Annotated in this window: 20 protein-coding genes; 5 read left to right on the top strand and 15 right to left on the bottom strand. The window is 32.2% G+C overall.

Translation table 11 applies throughout. The features are described 5' to 3' along the window. Nucleotides 1–98 precede the first annotated feature (98 nt). Both JM658_RS14315 and JM658_RS14310 read right to left on the bottom strand, forming a co-directional pair. Nucleotides 99–1,241: a FecR family protein gene (locus JM658_RS14315; protein ID WP_236959970.1), complete on the bottom strand. Its 1,143-nt coding sequence runs from the start codon at nt 1,239–1,241 to the stop codon at nt 99–101. A gap of 97 nt (nt 1,242–1,338) precedes the next feature. After that, entirely contained in the window at nt 1,339–1,869 is a 531-nt protein-coding gene (locus JM658_RS14310; protein ID WP_236959969.1) for an RNA polymerase sigma factor, read from the bottom strand. Nucleotides 1,870–2,216: 347 nt separating this feature from the next. On the opposite strand from JM658_RS14310, the gene JM658_RS14305 reads away from it, so the two are divergent. After that, nucleotides 2,217–3,803: a beta-N-acetylhexosaminidase gene (locus tag JM658_RS14305; protein ID WP_236959968.1), complete on the top strand. Its 1,587-nt coding sequence runs from the start codon at nt 2,217–2,219 to the stop codon at nt 3,801–3,803. A gap of 135 nt (nt 3,804–3,938) precedes the next feature. Then, nucleotides 3,939–5,462: a GH3 family domain-containing protein gene (locus JM658_RS14300; protein ID WP_236959967.1), complete on the top strand. Its 1,524-nt coding sequence runs from the start codon at nt 3,939–3,941 to the stop codon at nt 5,460–5,462. A gap of 1 nt (nt 5,463) precedes the next feature. Here the strand turns inward: JM658_RS14300 and JM658_RS14295 are convergent, their stop codons facing one another. From JM658_RS14295 to JM658_RS14265, 7 genes are all read right to left on the bottom strand, one after another. Then, the gene (locus JM658_RS14295) at nt 5,464–6,039 is read right to left on the bottom strand and encodes a hypothetical protein (RefSeq protein ID WP_236959966.1); all 576 of its coding nucleotides are present in this window, start codon (nt 6,037–6,039) and stop codon (nt 5,464–5,466) included. 58 nt (nt 6,040–6,097) lie between these two features. After that, a complete protein-coding gene (locus JM658_RS14290) occupies nt 6,098–7,069 on the bottom strand; it encodes a YpdA family putative bacillithiol disulfide reductase (protein ID WP_236959965.1) in 972 nt (323 codons plus the stop codon). Further along, nucleotides 7,069–7,728, bottom strand: coding sequence for a ribulose-phosphate 3-epimerase (gene rpe / locus JM658_RS14285; protein WP_236959964.1), 660 nt, complete (start codon nt 7,726–7,728; stop codon nt 7,069–7,071). The genes JM658_RS14290 and rpe overlap by 1 nt, the downstream gene beginning before the upstream one ends. Nucleotides 7,729–8,082: 354 nt before the next feature. Then, nucleotides 8,083–8,946, bottom strand: coding sequence for a sigma-70 family RNA polymerase sigma factor (locus tag JM658_RS14280; protein ID WP_236959963.1), 864 nt, complete (start codon nt 8,944–8,946; stop codon nt 8,083–8,085). A 287-nt stretch (nt 8,947–9,233) separates the two neighbouring features. Next, on the bottom strand, nt 9,234–11,093 hold the full coding sequence (locus tag JM658_RS14275) for a M61 family metallopeptidase (RefSeq protein WP_236959962.1): 1,860 nt from the start codon (nt 11,091–11,093) through the stop codon (nt 9,234–9,236). Nucleotides 11,094–11,146: 53 nt separating this feature from the next. Beyond that, entirely contained in the window at nt 11,147–11,962 is an 816-nt protein-coding gene (locus tag JM658_RS14270; RefSeq protein WP_236959961.1) for an HAD family hydrolase, read from the bottom strand. A gap of 9 nt (nt 11,963–11,971) precedes the next feature. After that, complete coding sequence (locus JM658_RS14265; protein WP_236959960.1) at nt 11,972–13,321, bottom strand: serine hydrolase domain-containing protein; 1,350 nt, start codon at nt 13,319–13,321, stop codon at nt 11,972–11,974. A 233-nt stretch (nt 13,322–13,554) separates the two neighbouring features. On the opposite strand from JM658_RS14265, the gene JM658_RS14260 reads away from it, so the two are divergent. Further along, complete coding sequence (locus JM658_RS14260) at nt 13,555–14,325, top strand: S1/P1 nuclease (protein ID WP_236959959.1); 771 nt, start codon at nt 13,555–13,557, stop codon at nt 14,323–14,325. 1 nt (nt 14,326) lies between these two features. On the opposite strand, the gene JM658_RS14255 is transcribed toward JM658_RS14260, so the two are convergent. Beyond that, a complete protein-coding gene (locus JM658_RS14255) occupies nt 14,327–15,181 on the bottom strand; it encodes an AraC family transcriptional regulator (protein WP_236959958.1) in 855 nt (284 codons plus the stop codon). 1,610 nt (nt 15,182–16,791) lie between these two features. Further along, nucleotides 16,792–17,667: an AraC family transcriptional regulator gene (locus tag JM658_RS14250; protein ID WP_236959957.1), complete on the bottom strand. Its 876-nt coding sequence runs from the start codon at nt 17,665–17,667 to the stop codon at nt 16,792–16,794. A 223-nt stretch (nt 17,668–17,890) separates the two neighbouring features. On the opposite strand from JM658_RS14250, the gene JM658_RS14245 reads away from it, so the two are divergent. Then, on the top strand, nt 17,891–18,487 hold the full coding sequence (locus JM658_RS14245; RefSeq protein WP_236959956.1) for a DUF3244 domain-containing protein: 597 nt from the start codon (nt 17,891–17,893) through the stop codon (nt 18,485–18,487). Between the two features lie 60 nt (nt 18,488–18,547). Here the strand turns inward: JM658_RS14245 and JM658_RS14240 are convergent, their stop codons facing one another. From JM658_RS14240 to JM658_RS14225, 4 genes are all read right to left on the bottom strand, one after another. Beyond that, nucleotides 18,548–18,895, bottom strand: a complete 348-nt coding sequence (locus tag JM658_RS14240; RefSeq protein ID WP_236959955.1) for a DoxX family protein — start codon at nt 18,893–18,895, stop codon at nt 18,548–18,550. Next, a complete protein-coding gene (locus tag JM658_RS14235) occupies nt 18,888–20,675 on the bottom strand; it encodes a DUF885 domain-containing protein (RefSeq protein WP_236959954.1) in 1,788 nt (595 codons plus the stop codon). The genes JM658_RS14240 and JM658_RS14235 overlap by 8 nt, the downstream gene beginning before the upstream one ends. Before the next feature lie 64 nt (nt 20,676–20,739). Continuing rightward, entirely contained in the window at nt 20,740–21,141 is a 402-nt protein-coding gene (locus tag JM658_RS14230; protein WP_236959953.1) for a hypothetical protein, read from the bottom strand. A gap of 141 nt (nt 21,142–21,282) precedes the next feature. Beyond that, a complete protein-coding gene (locus JM658_RS14225; protein ID WP_236959952.1) occupies nt 21,283–22,380 on the bottom strand; it encodes a lipid II:glycine glycyltransferase FemX in 1,098 nt (365 codons plus the stop codon). Nucleotides 22,381–22,523: 143 nt separating this feature from the next. Between JM658_RS14225 and JM658_RS14220 the strand changes: the two genes are divergently transcribed. Beyond that, nucleotides 22,524–23,201 carry a class I SAM-dependent methyltransferase gene (locus tag JM658_RS14220; protein WP_236959951.1) on the top strand — a complete coding sequence of 226 codons (678 nt, stop codon included), beginning with the start codon at nt 22,524–22,526 and terminating at the stop codon, nt 23,199–23,201. Nucleotides 23,202–23,209: the final 8 nt, after the last annotated feature.

The following is a 23,209-nucleotide window of genomic DNA, read 5'->3' as shown; positions in this document are numbered from 1 at the left end:
GGTTATTAGACTAATTTGACTGAACAATTTTTGTGAAACAGGGGATGCTGCAACATTTCCTGTTTTTTTGTGTTTGTATTTCTTCTTTTACATGTTTATTATTTTTCTGGATTTGTAATCGTTATTTCTTTTCCTTGAATTTTATATTCAAAGGGAACACTTATTTTAAATGCTTCCATAACTTCATCAATAGTTTCGATGTCAAAAGAAGCTGTGAAATTTTGATCCTCTAACGCCTTATTATTATTAATAATGGTGACGTTATATTTTCGCTCTAGTTGTTTTATTATTTCTGAAAATGGAATAGCCTCAATTATTATTTTTCCTTCAATCCAAGCAGTGTATTTAGAAACATCTTCATTTTTAACATCTATATTGTTAGAACCAACATTCAATGTTGCCGTTTGATTCGGAGCTAGTTGAATACCTTTAATATTTTTATTTTTTGAACTAACTTTAACTGAACCTTCTATTAACGCAATATTAGAATTGAGGTTGTTGGCATAAGCATTAACATTAAATTGCGTCCCTAAAACAGTTATATCTAAAGCAGTTGTTTTGACTATAAAAGGCTGCTCTTTATTTTTTGTTACATTAAAGAAACCCTCTCCTTCTAATGTTACAACTCGCTTTTTGTCTTTTTCAAAATTGGTAGGGAATTTTAAAGTACTTCCAGCGTTAATGTGAATTGAAGTGCTGTCTGAAAGGATGATATTTAATGTCTTTCCGTTGGGAACATGAACTGTATTTATACTGTAATCCTTTTTATTTATAGGCTGGAAAACTAAATCTGAACCTACTTTTTTTGCAATAGCATCCCCTTCATGATTAAGAATTTCTTTTTGTTCGGAAAGTATAATATTATTGGTTTTTCCTTTTCCTATTTGAAGGGTGATTATAGGTTCCTCAGGAGTATTTCCAATTTGTTTAAGATTGTAATAACTAATTCCTAAGGCGATAATTCCAATGAAAACTGCTGCTGAAGCAAGAACTCTTTTAAGAACAATTTTATTTGTTAACTTTCTCTTTTCTCTATGCTTAGTTAGAATTTCTTGCCAAGCCTTATCCGTATCTATTTGATTTATTCTATGTAAGTCATTTTCTTTTTTTAAACGCTTTAATTTCTTGTAGAAATCGCTATTTTCTTTAGATTCAAGAATCCACGATTTGAACATACGCTCTTCTTCTTCGGTATGTCTATTATGAAGTTTTTTTATTAATATGTCGTTAATCTGATCCATGTTATATTTAATAGAGAAGACCTCTTTTATAACTAGGATCCCAAAACTTTAATTTAGGGTGACGTCAATTGGAGTTTTTTTTAAAGAAATTATTATTTTACTGATTTTTATTCAGTAAAAGAAAGAGAAAGCTGTGATAATTAGCAGACTTTCTCAATATTTTATAAGCTTTCTTTATTTGAGACTTTACAGTATTTATAGATACTCCTAGAGTATCTGCTGCCTCTTGATATTTTAAATCTTCTAAAACACATAAAACAAATATCTCTTTGCACTTTTCAGGAAGATTATTTAATTCTTTGTTTAAAATAGTAGAAGATTCATCTTTAATGATACTATCTTCAATAGAATATTCTGTTCCTTTTTGGATTTCTATTGTGTGATCAATTTTCTTTTTTTTCTTCTGTTTTGCTATCCATTTTAAAGAAGCATTCACAACAGAACGATTAAGGTAACTTTTAAAATCTTTAATATCGTTTAAGTTTTTTTTGTCGAGTAACTTCAAGAAAACCTCCTGTACAATATCTTTGGCATCATCAATGTCCTCTATGTAAAAATATGCTTTTTTACAGAGTGCAGTATAATGTATCTCGAATTGAGATTTTATATTTTTATTATGTATTGACAATTAAAAAGGAATTGAAAAGTGAAATACCTTAAACCCGCTAAAGTAGTAATTCATTATAAATAAATAAAGAGAGTGAGTTATTTACTTCACTAAAAGTAGGGTAAGTATTAAATTTTTATTGTATTCTTAATTTTGAATCTTACAATTTGTTCAATAATTATAAAAGTGATAGTTTTAATGTTCCCTTTTTAATGATTAACTAAACACTAAAAGGTTTTATTAGAGAATAGTAAGGAAACATAATTTAAAATCACTGAAACCGATTCTTTTTTCAAGTCAAGTTTTACTTTTTTAAGGAATAGGAAAAAAAATAATTAAATATTACTAACCAATTACCAAGTTTTAAAATGATAAATATTAAAAAGTACATTTTACTAAATGCCAGTTTAACATTGGCGATTCTATTATTTGCTTGTACGACGCCAAATAAACCACAAGCAAGTTTAGAAGATAGAAGTTTAATTCCAGCTCCTGTTTCTGTTGAAAAGAATGAAGGGACTTTCGAAATTACAGAAAGTACAGTATTGTATGTTGATAATGACGCAGCATTAAAGGCTGTAGCAGGCAGTTTTGTAGAAACAATAGCCAATGCAAGTGGTATTAAATTAAAAACAACTTCTAGCACCGATGATGTAGCTAGTGGGATTGTCTTTAAAATATCTTCGGAAGTAGAAGGAGAAGAAGGTTATAAATTAAATGTGAATGAAAATCTTGTAACATTGAGTGCTTCTACAGCAGCTGGAGCTTATAGAGGTATCCAAACATTAAAACAGTTATTGCCTTCTGAAATTGCAAGTCCAGAAGTTATTAAAAATATACGATGGGTAATTCCAGGAGTTAATATTACAGATTACCCTCAGTATTCTTACCGTGGAAGTATGTTAGATATGTCAAGACACTTTTTTACTGTAGATGAAGTAAAGAGATATATTGATCTTATGGCAGCATATAAGCTAAATGTTTTACACATGCATTTAACAGATGACCAAGGTTGGCGTATTGAAATAAAATCATGGCCAAAGCTTACAGAAATCGGCGCTAGTACGGAAGTAGGAGGCGGAGAAGGCGGTTTTTATACGCAAGAAGATTATAAGGAGATAGTTGCTTATGCACAAGAGCGATATATAACTATTATTCCGGAGATAGATATGCCAGGTCATACAAATGCTGCATTAGCTTCTTATCCAGAATTAAATTGTGATGGAAAAGCACCAGAATTATACACAGGAACAGAAGTAGGCTTTAGTTCGTTTTGTATAGATAAAGAGATTACATATACTTTTATAGAAGATGTAATTAAAGAAATTATTGCAATTACTCCTGGTGAGTATATTCATATAGGTGGAGATGAGTCTCACTCTACAGAATTAGAAGATTATATTCCTTTTGTTACTCGTGTCCAAGATATGGTTTATAAGCATGGAAAAACGCCAATTGGTTGGGATGAAATTAGACATGCTGAATTAAAAGAATCTACTGTTGTACAGTTTTGGGCGAATAAAGAAAACGCTCAAGAAGCAGTTAAGCAAGGGTCAAAAGTATTAATCTCTCCAGCATCCAAAGCTTATTTGGATATGAAATATGATTCAATTTCTCCTTTAGGGCTTAGTTGGGCAGGACTTATAAATGTGAAAACAGGATACGATTGGAACCCTTCTACTCTTGTTGAAGGAGTAGGAAAAGATGATATTGTTGGAGTAGAGGCTCCACTTTGGGCAGAAACTTTAGAAACAATTGACGATATTGAATATATGGTAATACCTCGTTTACTAGGTTATGCAGAGATTGGATGGTCTCAGGATTCATCAAGAGAATGGGATACTTATAAAGTCCGATTAGGGAAACATTATAACCGATTTAAATTGAAGAATATCAATTTCTATGAATCAGAAATGGTTCCTTGGGATAAAGGTGCTAAAGATTCTATTCAATAGTAAACAATTGTAATCATACAGAAAGTCGCTTTTATAGCGGCTTTTTTGTTTTCAAATAAATATATAGCTGTAATATTTTATCTTTTTATTAATAAATTTTAATGCTAGAAAAGTTAATTTCAAAGAAAAAATAATATGGCAATAGTAGGTTCTATAATAAAGGGAGTTATCGAATTAGCAGATAGTGTTATTCCAGAAGAGAATGCAGCAAAAGAGCAGCATAAAGTTTTAAAACATCTCTTGGAGAAAGCTAAGGAAACTAAATTTGGTAAAGATCACTCTTTTGAAACTATTTTAGAATCTGATTCCATAGAAACGAGTTTTGCTCTTAATGTTCCTTACTACGATTATAATAGTATTAACGATAAGTATTGGAAGTTTTTACATGATGGGCAAGAGAATCTAACTTGGCCTGGAAGTCCAGAATATTATGCATTGAGTTCTGGTACTACGGGGAAAACTAGTAAGCGTATTCCTGTTACTGAGGAGATGTTGGATGCGATAAGAAAAACAGGGATAAAGCAAGTTGGTGCATTAGCAAATTTTGACCTTCCAGCAGATTTCTTCGAAAAAACAATTATGATGTTGGGGAGCTCTACCAAGCTGAAAGAGAAAGATGGACATTTAGAAGGGGAGATTAGTGGAATTAGTGCAAGCAATATCCCTTATTGGTTTAGAGGTTATTATAAACCAGGTGTAGAGATTTCTCAGATTGACGATTGGGATGAGCGTGTGCAAAAAATTGCCGAAGAGGCTAAGAATTGGGATATTGGCGCTTTAAGTGGAATTCCTTCTTGGATGGAGCTGATGATGAAGAAGGTGATAGAATATAATAAGGTAGATAATATACATGATATTTGGCCTAATCTTCAAGTATATACCACGGGAGGAGTTGCTTTTGGTCCTTATAAAAAAAGCTTTAATGCTTTACTAGATCATCCTATAAATATAATAGATACGTATTTAGCTTCAGAAGGATTTTTAGCTTACCAAGAGCGTCCAGAAACAAAGTCTATGAAGTTATCGCTTGATAACGGTATCTATTTTGAATTTGTTCCTTTTAAGCCAGATTATATTAATGAGGATGGATCTTTAGTGGCAGATGCTCCCTCTATAAATATTACTGAGGTAGAAAAAGATGTTGAGTATGTACTTATAATATCTACTGTTTCTGGAGCGTGGCGTTACTTAATTGGAGATACTATAAAGTTTACAGATGTAGAGCGTGCAGAAATTATTATTACGGGTCGTACAAAATTTTTCTTAAATGTAGTAGGTTCTCAATTATCGGTTAATAAAATGAATGATGCCATTCAGATTATAGAAGATAAATTTGATATGGAGATTCCAGAGTTTACTATTGCAGCCACTAAGATAGATAATGAATATTACCATAAATGGTATATTGGATCTCCAAATAACAATACGAATAAAGAGGAAATTGCATCCGCTCTTGATGAGGCTCTAAAGGAAGCAAATAAGAACTATAAAGTGGCGCGTTCTAAAGCATTAAAAGGAGTAATGGTAGAAGTTATAAAACCAGAAATATTTCATGCTTGGAATGAACGTAATAAAAAGAAGGGCGGACAAGTAAAAATGGAGCGTGTAATGGGAGAGGAGAAGTTTAAAGATTGGGAAAGCTTTGTCGCTGAACAATAAATTACTTTAGCTCTTGTGTTAGTTGTAAAATGTCCTCGGGAGATAAATACAAATTTTTAATTCTATTTTTATAGGTTTCAGAGAGGCTGGTATTATTAAGGATAAAATTTTTAGTATTTAAAATATAGTCTCCCATACCATGGCTAACAGCAAATGTATCTGCGGCTCTTTCGGCTTCTCGGATGTGCTTCCCAATAAAAATATATTTAATTCCGAATATGAGCAGATTAAGGCTGCTACGGTTGAGGTAATCTATAATATGCCCCAGTTCATGCCCAATCCAACCGATAATCACATCTTTTGGGACGTTATGGATATTAAACTCTTCTCCTTCAATATTAAAATTACTACTGATAAATATGATATACTTTCTTTTTTTAGCACTTCTGAGGAGTGTCTTAAAATCAGGCTGTGCCTGCATAAAAGATTTCTGTAGCTTTTCCTTGAATTTAAACTCTATAGGAACATCTTTTAACTCTGGATAGAAACTAAGAGCTCTCAAAGTTTCTTTTTTTATGCTTTCGGGAATTACTTTGTTTGTTGTCTCCAAATTATTCTCTAATTCTTCTTCTCTCATCTCCATTAAAATACAAAAAAGGATGGGCAGAATTCTAGTATCAGATTATAATTTTCTCTTAATTTTTCTTGCTTAAGATATTTTGTACTATAATTTTAGCATGAATTCTAGAGTTTTCAATAAACCAAAGATGTGTATCCATACCTCCACAAATAACACCTGCGAGATATAAATTATTAACGTTAGTCTCCATGGTATCTTCATTATACTGAGGATAAAATTTTCCATCTTCAGATAAGCTCACTCCGATTTTCTCTAGGAAAGAAAAATTAGGTTTGTAACCAGTAAGGGCTAAAACATAATCATTTTCAATTACCTTTTCACCTTCACTAGTATTAAGGGTGAGGGTGTTCTCTTTAAACTCTTTTACCGTTGTATTAAAGAAAGCTTTTATACTTCCTTCTTTTATTCGGTTTTCGATATCTGGTTTAACCCAATACTTAACACGTCTTCCAATTTCTGGACCTCGGACAATAATACTTACATCTGCTCCCTTACGGTAACATTCTAAAGCGGCATCTACAGCAGAATTACTAGCTCCGATAACGGCTACCTTTTGCATGGAATAGAAATGAGGATCTTTGTAGTAATGAGCCACTTTTGGTAAGTCTTCCCCAGGAACATCTAAAGTGTTTGGTATGTCGTAAAATCCAGTAGAAATAATTGTATATTTTGCGCTGTAAGTTCCTTTTTCTGTAGTGATATTAAACAGTTCGTTGTCTTGCTTTTCTATGGAAACTACTTTTTCAAAAAGATGAATATTAAGGTCGTTAGCGTCTACAATTCTTCGGTAATACTCTAAAGCTTCATTCCTTTTTGGTTTAGCTTCTGTACTTATAAAAGGGATATTGTCAATCTCTAATTTTTCTGAAGAAGAGAAGAATTGCATATTCATAGGGTAATTAAATAATGAATTTACAATAGGACCTTTCTCAAGGATTAAATAATCAATTCCCTTTTTTTTTGCTTCTAATGCGCATGCAATTCCGATAGGACCACCGCCTACAATTATTAATTCTATATGCTTCATTAAGAAATTTTATTTTTCAGATCAGAAATTGTTTCTTTAGAATTATCACTTCCAAATATGTAACTTCCTGCTACAAGAACATCTGCACCAGCAGCTACAAGTTTTTTAGCATTATCTCCATTTACACCGCCATCGATTTCTATGAGTGTAGTGGCGTTATTTGCTAAAATGAGCTCTTTTAATTGTGATATTTTTTTGTATGTATTTTCAATAAAAGATTGACCTCCAAAACCAGGATTTACACTCATAATAAGAACCACATCAATATCTTTAATTACTTCTTCGAGAACACTAATACTTGTATGTGGATTTAGTGCAACTCCAGCTTGCATTCCTGCAGCTTTAATAGCTTGTATTGTTCTGTGTAAGTGTGTACAAGCTTCGTAATGTACCGTTAAAATATCAACTCCTAAATCTGCGAAATCTTGAATATAACGATCAGGATCTACAATCATTAGATGCGTGTCTAATGTTTTATTGGCATGCTTTGCAATGGCTTTTATAACTGGCATTCCAAAAGAGATGTTGGGAACAAATAATCCATCCATAACATCGATATGAAACCAATCTGCTTCACTGTTATTTACCATTTCTATGTCACGTTGAAGATTGGCAAAGTCGGCAGCCAAAATAGAAGGAGCTATTAATTTATTATTCATCGGTATGAAGTGTGTAATTAATGATTCTTATATACACAAAAATACGGGAAATATATTTTATAGCAGTGGTGATTTGCAGCTCTTAACATGCTTTTAGATTCTGGGAATCTATTTTGTGTGAGGGATAGTAGCGACATCCTTTTAAAAATGTATTTTTTAAAAGATATAGCGAATAGCCCGACCCTGTTTTTTCAGGGGCACACCAAAAATAAGGCATTAAAAAACTCCGGTAATCAGCCGGAGTTTATTCATCAATCAAAAAACGAACAGTTTATGATAAACTGTTGTTGCCGTATATATCTTTGTAAGCTTTATAGTCGAAACTTAAAATTACAAAAAAATAAGGTAATATGATTAACCTAAATAGGTTTTTAGGATTTTACTTCTAGAAGTATGTTTTAATCTTCTGATAGCCTTTTCTTTAATTTGGCGAACACGCTCTCTTGTAAGATCGAATGTTTCTCCAATTTCTTCCAAAGTCATAGGATGTTGATCTGCCAATCCGAAATAAAGTCTAATAACATCAGCCTCACGAGGGGTAAGCGTTTCTAAAGCTCTTTCGATCTCGGTACGAAGCGATTCGTGTAAAAGTTCTCTATCTGGGTTTGGAGATTCTCCACTACGTAATACATCATATAAATTAGAATCCTCTCCTTCTACTAAAGGTGCGTCCATAGATACATGGCGACCAGAGTTTTTCATGGATTCTTTTACGTCATTAATAGACATATCTAATTCTTTTGCAATCTCTTCAGCAGAAGGAACACGTTCGTGCGCCTGCTCAAGGAAAGCAAAGGTTTTATTAATCTTATTGATAGAACCAATTTTATTTAATGGTAATCTAACAATACGAGATTGTTCTGCTAATGCTTGTAGGATAGATTGACGAATCCACCATACAGCATAAGAAATAAATTTAAAACCACGCGTTTCATCAAAACGTTGTGCAGCTTTAATAAGGCCTAAGTTCCCTTCGTTGATTAAATCGGGTAAAGTTAATCCTTGATTCTGGTATTGCTTTGCAACAGATACAACGAAACGTAAATTAGCTTTTGTAAGTTTTTCTAAGGCTATTTGGTCTCCCGCCTTGATACGTTGTGCTAATTCTACTTCTTCATCTGCTGTAATTAGATCTACCTTACCAATTTCTTGAAGATACTTATCCAGGGAAGCGGTTTCTCTGTTGGTTACCTGCTTCGTAATTTTGAGCTGTCTCATCTATTCTCTCCTGATTGTTTTAAATGAATGAATTGGGTATACGGGTATTATACGTAGCTACTAGAAAAAATGTTACAAGAAATTTTGAAAAAAATAATAAATATGTAGAATGTGTTGATTTTATTGGGGTAACAGCACGTTTTTAATATGAAATATTTTTTTAATACACCTAAAGCGACTTATGGATAATTGTTTTTTAAAGGATGAAAAGTTTGATTTTAAAAAAAAATGAACCCGCAAAAAATATAATTCTTTGCGGGTTCATTAATAAATTGAGAAGTTATTGTTTAGCCTTTAAGCCATGCTTCTCGTAATTTATCTTGTGTGGAATTTGTAGTTTCCATTTTAGAAAGTTTTTTACTCTCTACAGTTGGCGTTCCAACTTTTCCTTTAAGCGTTTTTTCTTCACCGTCTCTATCGATTACCAAAGTAACTTCTGTATCTGGTTGCCAAGACATAGAACCAATAATAACATCGCGAATTGCTTCTATAGTAAACTCTTTTCCGTTTACAGACTTTATAACATCATCAGCTTGAAGTCCAAGAGCAATCATCGAAGAATTTAAAGTTGTATTTCTTACGAAAATCTCATTGTTTTTAGGGTTTACATCTACATATGGAGTTTGTCCGTCTAAAAAGAAACCTGTAGGAGTCATTTCAGAAGTAAAAGACAATCCAACTTTACCTAAGAAATCTTCATAATTAATAGGCGTGTCTCCAATTACATAAGTGGTAAAGAAATCTCCAACTTCTGGGTAAGTAAGCGCTATGATTTTATCGAAAAGCTCATCATCTTTAAAAGGTTTGTCTTCTCCATATTCCTTAGAAAGTTCTTTCATTAACCATAAAATTCCTTTCTCACCATTGCTTTGTTCACGGATAATAATATCTACGCACATCCCTATAAGAGCACCTTTTTCATATACATTACCGTAATCATCTTTATAAGGCTCTACCAAAACATTTTTACTCATTTTGGTGAAAGAAAGTGCATCGTTGTATTTTTTTGAGTTTTGAACTTTTCCAGCAATTCTATCATAAAAAGCTTGCTCATCGATAAGCCCTTGATTTATCTGGAATAAATTTGCAAAGTATTCTGTAACTCCTTCATACATCCAAAGGTGTTCTGACATTTTAGGATCGTTGTAATCAAAATATTGAATCTCTTCTGAATGAACTGTAAGTGGAGTTACAATATGGAAAAACTCGTGAGAAACCACATCTGTCATAGTTTCTACTAATGCTTCTTTTGGCATTGTTTCTGGCAAAACAACCGTTGTACTTGTATGATGTTCTAAAGCTCCGAAACCTGTAGGATCACCTTCTCCCATAGCTCCTAAAAATAGAAGGATATGATATTTTTTTGTAGAATTTATATCTCCTAGGAAAGTCTTTTGAGCTTTCATCATTTTCTCCATTTCCATTTTTATGCTGGCTGCAGAATACACTTTATTTGGAGAGTATATAGAAAGTGTTACCTCAATATCATTTACAGAGAAAGTTTCTGAATCTGGTCTTGAGTACATAATAGGGTTATCGGTAACTTCAAAATAACGATTCGCAATAAAAGTATCTGTATCTGCTTTTTCATTTTTAGAAGCCACTTTTTGTAAAGATGTTGAAGCTTCAAACCCTGAAGGATGTGTGAATGTAAGTTCGTATGGTCTTTCTTGAAGATCAGAAAAATAACCAACAAACATATGTAAGTTAAGGAAGAAGTTTTTGTTAGCCTCTATATTTGTTCCTGCTGGAGAAAATACAGCCTCATCAACTTCTGTTTCTGTATCAAAAGAATCGTTTACATCGTATTCAATTCTATCTAGATCAGTAGCATTTGTAATCTTCCAAGTATTGGTGTCAACACTAGAAATTTCCATTTTATTATTGTCGTAGTCATAGGCAGTAACATTCTCTAGAAACTGACCGTAATTATTATTGCTATACGTTCCTGGAACCGTTTTTGGAATGTAAAAATTAATTGTTTCAGTAGTAAAACGTCCTGGGTCTAGCGATACATGTACTTTGTCATTAGTAACATTAACAAGGTCTACAGATGCTTTAATAGGTGCACTGGTAACTAAGTCGTTTACTTTAGGCGTACAGGCTACGATGGTCGCAGCAAAAATTGTAAAGACTAACTTCTTCATATATTTCATTTATAAATTTGTGTATAAGACTTCTTTTTTGCTTAAATGTTACATTATTTAAAAAGTTTCTGTAAATATTTGGCTACACCATCTTCTTTATGATGTGTAGTAATGGCTTTTGCAACTTGCTTTACTTCATCGCGAGCATTTTCAACAGCAACACCAAGGCCAACAGCGCCAATCATTTCGACATCATTATAATTATCTCCAAAAGCAATTGCATTTTCTAGTTCTATACCAGGGTAGCAACACGCTAGCATAGCATTAATCCCTGTAAGTTTAGAAACTTCTTTGCTTGCAATTTCAATGTAGGTATCTTTAGATCGGTAGAGGTGAATGGAATCACTAAAATTAGCTTCCAAGAAGGCATAAACCTTATCAATATGTGGTTTTTTACCCATGCACATAATTTTATGAGCTCCTTTATTTTCTTTTTTCCAAAGAGAAACCACCTCTCTATTTGTTTTAACTTCTGGAGTAGTTTTTGTAGTTCTCTGTTCTCTTTGAGCCCAATAATCCATACAATCTACATACCAATCGTTAGCATTAAATAGACTGATATGAATGCTATCTTCTCCAGCATTTTCATTTAATTCTACGAGTTGGTCTATAATAGAAACTGGAATTTCTGTAGAACTTATAACTTCGTTGTCTTTAATAACATAAGCTCCATTAAAGGCAATTAAAGGATTATCGATAATATCTAGCTCTTCTTGTAAATGATGCATTTGCTTAGGCATTCTTGAAGATACCATAATTAGTGGCATCTTATCTTTTACTTTAAGCATTTGCTCTATGGTAAAAGGCGTGAGCTCTCTTTGTGGACCTAATAAGGTTCCATCGATATCAGTAAAAATAATTTTATACATCCTTGTGGTTTAAGGGGTTGTTTTTATAAATGGTATTTCTTGTCCGTTTTGGAAGAGGGTGAGCCCAACAACTGTATCATTCTCATCATGTTCAAATACAATCTTAGCTTTTACTACTTTATATGAGAATGTAAAATCTCCTTGATAGAAAATAGGAAATTCTGGTTGCCCAGAGAGTTTTGCTTTGAGAAGTCCTTTTTCATCCACTTGAAAATCATAAGTTAGACCTAGACCATCGTTTATAAAATTCCCTTCGTATTTTGTAAGCTCTTCAGGAGTAATTTCAACACTCTCTTTAGCAAAATCTAAAGAGTTATTTTTTGGATCTATCAGATATTCAGCAATATCTTCAGCAGGACTAGAACCAGAGTTCGTCATTACTGCAATTACTCTTTTATTTTTTTGATCAACGGCTATAAATGTTCTAAAGCCACCTGTACCGCCACCATGAAATAGCACATTGTTATTGTTTATAAACCAGCCAAGGCCATGCTTTTGCATTTCTTTATCTGTAAATTGTAGTGTAGTAGCTACTTTTTGAGCTTCTGATAATGGATTTTCAGGATTTAAATAAGTTTTACCGTATTTAACCAAATCCTTAATATTAGCACGTAAACCTCCAGCTGCAGCTATAGCTTTAAAATTCCAATGTGGAACTTCTTGATCTACAATATATCCTTTTGAGAAATTTTCTTGCTGAAGATCTGGAACTGTAAAATAAGTATTTTTAAGTCCTAAAGGAGCTAAGACTTCTCTTTTTAGAAGTTCTTTATAAGGTTCTTTTTTGTGGATAGATAGTATTTCACCTAATAACCCTACTCCAAGGTTAGAATATTCGAAATTCTTACCAACGCTTCTAGGAATGTAATGACTTAAAAACGAAAACATATCGTTTCTAGAATAAGAAGCATAGGGATTCAGTTGATTTGATAGATCCATATTTCCCGGAAGTCTTGGTAATCCACTACTGTGAGTAGATAGATTTTTTAAGGTTACTTCTACACCTTTTTTATCAGTAAGGTTAATAGAGTCAGGGAGGAAATTATTCACAGGATCCTCAAGAGTCAAAGTGTCTTCTATGGTATATTTTGCTAATAGGAGTCCAGTATATGTTTTGGTTATGGAGCCTATTTCGTAAAGTGTATTCTCATCTGCTTTTAGCTTTTTAGAAACATCTTTATAGCCTTGAATATAATAATGAGTTCCCGTAGAATCTACTAATCCAATCGCAATAGAAGGATTAATTTTATTATTAACTCTATATTGAACTTCTTTCTTTATATTCTCTGGGATTTGCGAAAAACCAAGGTTAAAGAAGCAAACTACTACCGAAAAAAATACGGTATATTTTAATCTCATCACTTATTGTTTGTTAGTGTTGGTATAAACATGTTTAATTCATTTAGCATTTAAGTAGATAAGCTTGTGTTTTTTTGGGGGGAAGAACGTAACGTATTATATACGCTAACTTCCATTTGTAAAGGTACTAAAGTGTTAGGAATATTAATAATGGATGTTAGATTATAAATCTATTCATAGATTTAACATCTACTTAAAGGTAAGAGTTTTATTTTTGTCAAAAATTTATAACCATGCGTTTTATATTTATTCTAGCAATACTTTTTTTTCAACAATCTTTTGCAAATACTCCATATTGGGGTAAAACTGGACACCGAGTAGTTGGTGAAGTTGCACAGCAGCATATAAAAAACAGCACTAAACGCAAGATAGAGAAGTTGTTAGGAGGGCAGAGTCTAGCCATTGTTGCTACTTATGCAGATGATATTAAATCTGATAAAAGATTTAGAGGTTTTAGCCCTTGGCACTATGTTAATTTCCCTTTTGATAAAGATTATAAAGATGTTACTCCTAGTGAAAATGGGGATATAGTAATGGGGATTGAGAAATGTATTAGTGTTATAAAAGACGACAACGCCACTCAAGAAGACAAAGTTTTTTATCTGAAGCTCTTAATTCACTTTATTGGAGACTTACATCAACCGATGCATGTTGGAAGAGGAGAAGATAAAGGTGGAAATGACATTCAGGTACGTTGGTTTGGCGATGGAAGTAATTTGCATAGAGTTTGGGATAGCGATATGATAGATTCTTACGGAATGAGTTATAGTGAGCTAGCAAATAATCTTCCTGTTTACTCTAAGGCTCAGCAAGAAGCTATAATAGACGGCACTCTTTTAGATTGGGTTAAAGAATCGCAACAATTAGCTATTAAAGTGTACGGTTCTGTGGAAGTAGGAGAGAAGCTAGGTTATAATTATATGTATGATAATTTTGATACGGTAAGAGCCCAATTAGAAAAAGGGGGATTGCGATTGGCTAAAGTATTAAATGATATTTTCTAATCTATTCATTTATTAAATCTAGACGATACTGCTTTGGAGTTTTATGAAATCTACTTTTAAAAGATTTTGTAAGGTGACTTTCATCAGTAAAACCTAATTCATAACTTATTTCGGAGATAGTATAATTGGTATTTCTAAGGCGATATTTTACGAGCATCAATTTATAGTTAATAACATATTGACGGATACTTTCCCCAGTTTCTTTTTTAAATAAACTCACAATATTAGCTTGAGACATATTGAACTTAGAAGCCAAATTTTCTATTTTAATAAGTTCAGGGTCGTAAACATTCGTGCGGATGTATGCCAAAATCTGATCAGATTTTTTTAGATCTACCGAAGGAGTAATATCCTTATTTGGATTGTATTTTTTTATAATACTTCGAGCTATAATACTAATAGAAGTAGTAATCCCATTGGTAATAATACTCCAATAGAATTCATTTTTATTTTCATATTCTTCCACTATAAAATCATGAATTCTCCAAAGCCTCTTTCTGTCTTCGGGACTAGAAATACAATCTCCAGGCATAATATTAGGATTATGTAAGATATGTTCAATCCTTTCCAACCAGTATTTCCTATCAGGAAGGCTAGATTTATTAGAGAATAGAATTTCTGTAAATTGTAATGCAGTATAACTTGTCTTTTCGGTAGGTTTTATAGTAAAACTATCCTCGGGAGCAGTTAAGAAAATGCTTCCCACTTTGTAGGTCACATCGATGTCATTAATAGTACACACACCCTCTCCAGCTCTAATATAGATAATCTGAAAATAATTATGTCTATAATTAGAAACCTTCTTAAGTGCTATATCTTCTTTAACTATAAGGAAGCCTTCATGAAAACTACTCATATTCGATGCTAAATATTTAAAATCAGTTAATTAAATCAAAAATAGAAAAATTTATAGTAGTTTTTACAAGTTACAGAAGATAAAGCTGTTATAACTTTGTCTCGCACTAAAATAGTTCTCATAACATTTATTACTATTTATAGTATAAACGTTAGTTTGATTATTTTTTAAGTTGGTTAGTTTGAAAAGCCACATTCACCCTATGGATGTGGCTTTTTGTATATCTATAATAATGAGTTAGCTATAAAAGTTAATGAACTCTAAAAAGGAAATTTTTGTATTGTTTTTTACAAGTTAAAAGCTTTATTAGGGTTGTAGCTTTGTAGTGTAATTAAGAAGATAAATAACACGTTCTTTAAAATAGTTTTAATAATTAATCATGTTTAATTTTATACTGGTTAATTTATAAGAGTCGCACAATATCATGCCCCATAAACCTGTGCGACTCTTTTTATTTTCAAAGTGTAACAGTTATTCAAAATATAAATTCAAGAACATACAATAAGTAAATAAATAGTAGATATGATATAAAGATTTGTTTGATTATTTTTTAAGTTGGTTAGTTTAGAAAAGCCACATTCCTCCCTAAGAATGTGGCTTTTTTGTGTTCATACAATTGGTTAGTAATTAAAGGTTAACGAATTCTAAAAAGGAAATTTTTGTATTGTTTTTTACAAGTTAAAAGCTTTAGTAGGGTTGTAACTTTGTAGTGTAATTAAGAAGATAAATAACAAGTTCTTTAAAATAGTTTTCATAAATAATGATGGAAGTATTTTCATCATGCCTGCAAATATAGGTAGGTTAGATTTTTTTGATTGGTTAATTCGAAAGGGTCGCACTTCCCCTCAAACCCATAATCTGTGCGACTCTTTTAATTTTAAAGTGTAATAGTTATTCAAAATATAAATTCAAGAATATATAATAAGTAAATAGTAGATATGATATAAAGATTTGTTTGATTATTTTTTAAGTTGGTTAGTTTAGAAAAGCCACATTCCTCCCTAAGAATGTGGCTTTTTTGTGTTTATACAATAGGTTAGTAATTAAAGGTTAACGAATTCTAAAAAGGAAATTTTTGTATTGTTTTTTACAAGTTAAAAGCTTTAGTAGGGTTGTAACTTTGTAGTGTAATTAAGAAGATAAATAACACGTTCTTTAAAATAGTTTTCATAATTAATGATGTAATTATTTTCATCATCCCTGCAGATAAATATGCAGGATAGATTTTTTTGATTGGTTAATTCATAAGAGTCGCACATTCCCTCAGACCCATAACCTGTGCGGCTCTTTTTATTTTAAAGTGTAATAGTTATTCAAAATATAATTCAAGAATATATAATAAGTAAATAAATAGTAGATATGATATAAAGGTTAGTTTGATTATTTTTTAAGTTGGTTAGTTTAAAAAAGGAAGCCACATCCACCCCTATGAATGTGGCTTTTTTTATGGCGTTCCCTTTCGGTCAGGCTTTCTCAACTCGCTTTTACTGCTTAGAGACTTTATTAAAAATACATATCCAATAATATGAGGAGCAAACCTTTTGCTTTCTGAAATTAGCAGTAAAGAGCTCAAACAAATTGCTCAATCCTTAACGCAAATCAGTTATAGATTAATTTTCAAGAACTGTTTTTAGTTCGTTTCGATATTGAGAAGGTGTTTTACCAGTAAACTTTTTAAAAGATTTATTGAAGTATGAAAAATTATTAAATCCGCTTTCAAAACAAATCTCTGTAATTCCAATAGGTTTTTCAGCTAATAACTTAGAGGCATGAACCAATCTGTATTCATTTACAAAATTTGTAAATGTCTTTCCAGTTATCTGTTTAAAATATCTACAAAAAGAAGGAACTGTCATACCAGAAATATCTGCTATCTCTTGGAGTGTTATTTGTTGCTGGAAATTTTTCTTCACATAATTAAAAACAATATTTATCCTGTCGTTATCTTGAACATCAGCTTGTAAAGAATATCCTTCAGCATTTAATATTTGATAATCTTCAGATAATTGTAATTCATTTAAAATAGAAAGGAATCCTAGTAAACGTTCAAAATTATTTAATTTCTCTAACGCCTCTATTCTTTCACCAATTACCTCTTTAGTCTTTCCTGTAAATGCTAATCCACCTTTACACCTTTTAAATAGTAAGGTAATATTGTTCATTTCTGGTTTAGACATTAATTCTTCTCCCAGAAAATCAGGAAGCATTTGTATAACAACCTCATTTTCATTTCCAGTATGTTTATCTGTAAATCCACAGTGTGGGAGATTCGTTCCTATTAATATAAGATCTCCGTCTGTATAATAAGAAATATGACTCCCAATCTGCCTTTTCCCTGATCCACCCTTTACATATACCAATTCTATCTCTGGGTGGTAATGCCAATATAATGCATTCTGATTCTCGTTCTCATCAAACTTTATGAAAGAAAAAGAACTACCAAATGTAGGATTAATGACTTCTAATGCAGGTTTTTTAATACTCATAGCAGTAGTAATTTATTATATAAAGGTAGATGTTGTTAAAGAGGCAAATATACAAAATATTACCACAAATATGTGCTATTTTATCATTAAGAAAGTGTTAACATGGTAGTTGTGGTAAAATAGTGCATAAACTAGAAAATCCTGATGTATTTTAACTGTAGTATCCGTCTTACATTTGTAATGTAGTTAAAATAAATGTATAACCATTTAAAAATTGCTTGATATGAAAAACACATTAAGAAACAGTATGCTAGTTGTATTACTAAGTATTGCAACTTTAGGAATGGCAAGAGCCAACGATTTTTACCTGTCAGTAAAAAAAGGAGATAATAGAACTGTTGATTTGTTCGTAGACCACAAAGATCAACCAATAGCAATTTCATTCGTAGATGCTAAAGGAGAAGTTTTATATAACTATAACTTTAAAGATTTACCAGAGAACGTAAAGAGATATAACTTTAAAGGACTTCCAACAGGAAAATACTATTTTATCGTAGAGAATGACATTAAAATAGAAAAAGTACCAGTTATTTTTACAGATGATAATACACTTGTAGATAGAGAAAACGAGGAGGTTATTTATAAACCATACTTTAGAAATGATAACGGAATAGTAAGCGTTAACATGCTAAGTATAGATAAGTCTCCAGTATTCGTAAAAGTATACGATGAGTCTACAAACGAATTATTGCACGAAGAAATATTAAAGGGAGAAAAGAGCTTAGGAAAAAGATTTGACTTCACAAATGTAGAAAAGAAATCCTACAGATTTGAAGTTACTAGAAAAGGAAATACATTTTACAAAACAGTTAGCTTGTAATCTTATAATTAGATTTTAAAGTTCGAAAAGGGAGTTGTTAGAGCTCCCTTTTTTTTGTTTCTATAAATAAGAATACGCCCAAAACATAAGTGCAAATTGTAACGGAACACGTATTATTAACACCCATCTTGGGGCTACTTTCTCAAACTTCTTTTCTTTAAGCATATAAATATGCACAGGGATAAAAGCAATTAACATTAGTATAATTCCCCAAATAGCATAGTCTTTTAATGTTGTAAAGAGTAATACTCCAAACAGAATTTCTGCTACACCACTTAAATATACCATCTCTTTCTTGTATGGAATATAGGGCGGCATAATCGAGAGATACTTCCTCGGACTTATAAAATGTAATATTCCAGCTATGATGTATAACACAGCCATTAGATAATAGTGCCAATTACTCATTCTTTTTATTTTTAAAAATCCAAGTGTTTACTTTTTCTTCTAGTAGTTTTAAAGGGATACATCCCGACTCTAAAACTATATTATGAAATATCTTTACATCGTATTGATCGCCTAGCATTCTTTTAGCTTTATCTCTAAGAGCAATTATTTTAAGTTGACCTATTTTATATGATAATGCTTGCCCAGGCCAAGCCATATAACGCTCTATTTCTGAGATTATACTTTCTTCGGATTCTGCCTCATGTGCCAAAGAATATTCAATTGCTTCCTCTCGTGTCCATCCTTTTGTATGGATTCCGGTGTCTACAACTAAACGAATAGCTCGATGCATTTCTGCACTTAACATTCCGAAGTATTGATACGGATCGTTATACAAACCTAACTCTTTTCCTAATGATTCTGAATATAGCGCCCAACCTTCACCATACGCACTATACCAAAGTGTTTTCCTAAAACTAGGTAACTTATCATTTTCCTGTTGTAAAGAAATTTGATAATGGTGACCAGGGATCGCTTCATGTAAAAATAAATCTTCGTCGGCATATACATTGTATTGTTTTACATTAGGAATTGGAACGTAGAAAATTCCAGGTCGTGTTCCATCTAAAGAACCAGGATTGTATTCTGCACTAGCAGATGCCTCTCTAAAGGCTTCCGTTCTTCTAACTTCAAAAGCTGTTTTTGGAGTGAGGTCAAAGAGTTTGGCCAACTGCGGCTTCATCTTTTTATGAATCTCATTGAAGTTCTCAATTACCTCTTCAGGAGAATCAAAAGGCATTAATGCTCTTTCTGTTCTTACCGCATTGAAAAAAGATTTTAAATCGCTGTCAAAGCCAACGGTTTCCATAACTTTCTTCATTTCTTTTTCTATCCTAGCAACTTCAGAAAGTCCTAACTTATGAATAGAATCTGCCTCTAAAGTTGTTGTGGTATAAGTTTGTATCTGATGCCCGTAATAAGCATTTCCTCTTTGTACTTCTTTAATCCCAGATGTTTCTCTGCTCGCATCTAGGTAAGTGTTTTTAAAGAAATCTTCGAGCTTTTTATAAGTCGGGATAATTTTATTTGCAATCATCGATTCATATAAAGTAGCGAGGGTATCTCTTTCAGCAGCAGTAAAAGAAGAAGGTATATTTTTAATAGGCGTATAAAATAGGTGTTCCTTCGGGTCTCCAGAACTAAAACTCTCCATTTGCGGAATTACTTTTACCGTGAGTGTTTTTGGTAATACATAGCCTAATTTCATTCCCTTTTTCATGTTTACAATGGCAGTATCACACCAAACTACATAATCATCCAAACGCTGCAACCAATTTTTATAATCTTCAACTGTTTTAAAAGGCTGTGCACTTGTTCCTCCAGCAAGCTGCCCAATAGTTTGTGGTAATGAAGAAAACTGATTTATAGGCGTCAGCTCTGTAGGATATTGTAATTTATCGATATTGATATTACACTCCCACATAAGTACATCATAACTCATTTTTTGCTCCTTACTTAAAGAGTCTTTGGTATAATTTAGTAGCTCACTTTTATATTTAGAATAAAATTCCTTTTCCTTTTTCTTAAAGGAAGAGCTAATATCGTTAGGTAAGTAATTATTATAGCGATTATCTCCAGCATACGTTGCATTTAGCGGATATAGCTTAAGACTTTCTTCATAATATGATTTAAAAACAGAGTCTATAGGAGTTTTAGTTACCATAACTTCCTTAGGAACCTCTTTATTTTTACAAGAAGCCATAACAAGCAAGAGTATGGCAATGGAGATAATATTTTTCATCAGTTGGTTTAAATTGAGTATCTAATTTAAGTGTTTAGATTTGGTCTTGTCATTATTTTTACGATTAAGACATCTTATGATATTCTGATCTTCTAAAGCGTATTGCTTCCCAATCGTTATTTATCTTTACATTTTTTACTGCCTCATAACGGTGATTCAATAAAGGATGCCAATCGTAATCGTCTGTAATATCTGTGGTGAGTGTCTCCGATTTTTTCCGAGGATGTGCAACCCATAAAACAACATCTCCTTTTAATTTTGGATGAAGTGTATGCACTTGGTTCTCTAATTCTTTAATAGTAGAAACAAAAACTAAGGCAAATTCCATCTTATTTACTTGAATAAGCGATTGATAGATCTCAATATCTACCAGTGCTGCCAACTGTTCAGCAAATCCATCAGGCTCATTAATAATAAGAATCTCCTTTTGGTGTTCTAGTTTCAGTTTTTCAAATAGCGTTTTCATGTTTTCTAGCGGTTTGGATAACTTATACAAGTTAAAGAAAATATCAACCCTTAACAAGATTATATACACGAATAAGCTATAAAAAAGTTCCTTAGCGTATTAGAGAAAAACTCTGTGTGGTAATTATATATGTGCTAATAATTAATTACTAGCTTCTTGGAGTCGGAATAAATCGTATTCCTTTTGATTAAATGGGTAATCCCAACATCCCATTCTATGGAATAATTCTCCTCCAAATCCCTTTTTATAAACATGAACTCCACGTAATGGATGCGATTTACTTAAGTTTGGCGCAGAACCAAACATATCGTATTCTGTACATCCCCATTGTCTGGCAGTTTTTATAGATTCCCATTGGAGGGCATAACTAGCTAGTTTATTATCCGAAGAAGAAGCTCCGTATAAATAGTTTCCACGTTTATTAGATAATACTAAAAACATAGAAGCTAAGAATTTATCATCATGACTTGCCATTAGCATTTTTACATTAACGCCATTCTTATGGTTGTCTTGATTGTTTAAAATACGTTCAAAATAAGCTTCACTTTGCAGTCCCATTTGGTGGCGCTGAGAAGTTTCTACATAAAGTTTGTACCAATCTTTAATGTTTTCTACTCCATATTCCTTTACTTCAATACCCTTTTTATTTGCCTGTCGGATATTATATCTTGTGTTGTAGCGCATATTATAAAGGAGATCTTCTTCTTTCTGTTTTAAGTCTAAAAAGAAAGTATTCTTTGGTAATATATCACTCGGACTTTTACGTAAATTCCATTCAGAAGTTTTGTAATTCACTCTAAACTCTTGAATCCTAGTTTGCGGCGGACCGTTCCAATTTCCTTCCGCATCAAAATACTCGTCTTCCGTGGCCCATTGGTTTTCCCAAATCAAATCATAACGGATAAACATACAGTTTTCGGGAAGATGAGGTTTTATAGTTTCAGAAAGCTCTTCTAAAAACAACCCTTGATTTTCGAAAGTAGGTTCTATTTTTGGACCGTAAGGTACGTATGCGTAACAGAAATCTGGAGTTATATATTTTATAAGCACCAACAAATCGTCTTGTGCTTTTGCCAAACCACTCTCTGAAGTTCCTAAAAGGTCTTTAGAAATAGTGACTTCAAATCCATTAGGAATAAATCCCTGTTGGTCTTTAAGCCGCCCCCAATATGGTGTTTGAGGTAAAATATTTGTTGGGTTAATGTCTTCAATCTCCTTTTTCTCTACAGTACAAATCATCCAAAAAAATTTCGTGCAAAGTTAAAAAAAGTGTCGCAGTTATTAAAATTATACAGGCTTGATCTATTGAGAACGAATGTAGTAGTAATTTAATAACACTATTCCATATAATTTGTAGGTTTGTTTTAATAGTAAGCAGGTTTATGAAGGATAATAATAGCGGTGCTAAAAAAATAAAGAAACCATGGCCAACAAAAGACGCTATGGAGCAGGTGTATGCAATGAAACTCTGGGGCGATAATAAATCTGATTTCTACTCAGGTTTCGGGTCTCATGATCCAGAGATTGTAAACCCGTATATAGATGTGGTTACCTCGTTTCTTACTTCTTTTAAAAAGCCGTTGGTAGTTTGCGATTTAGGCTGTGGAGATTTTAATGTGGGTAAAGAGTTGGTGGCACACACCCAAAAGTATATCGCTGTAGATATTGTGGCAACTCTTATTGCTCGCAATAAAGAAAAGTTTAAGGATAGCAATTTAGAATTCCATTGTTTAGATATCGCTAAAGATGATTTGCCAGCTGGAGATTGTGTTTTAGTGCGACAAGTATTGCAACATTTATCGAATGCAGAAATACAAAGTATCGTGCCTAAGTTGGCTAACTTTAAATATATTATCCTAACAGAACACCTCCCAGAACAAGCGTTTACTCCTAATAAAGACATTATATCTGGACAAGGAATCAGGTTGAAAAAGAACAGCGGATTGAATTTATTAGCTCCTCCATTTAATTTTAAAGTACAAGAAGAAAAGCAACTGTTATCTCTCTCTTCAAAAGGGTATAAGGGAGTTATTTTAACTACAATGTATACTGTCTTTTAAAGCGACTA

It is taken from the genome of Joostella atrarenae (assembly GCF_021764745.1).
Lineage (GTDB): Bacteria > Bacteroidota > Bacteroidia > Flavobacteriales > Flavobacteriaceae > Galbibacter > Galbibacter atrarenae.
Note: the sequence above shows the minus strand (reverse complement) of the source record. Positions and strands in the feature narration are given on the sequence as shown.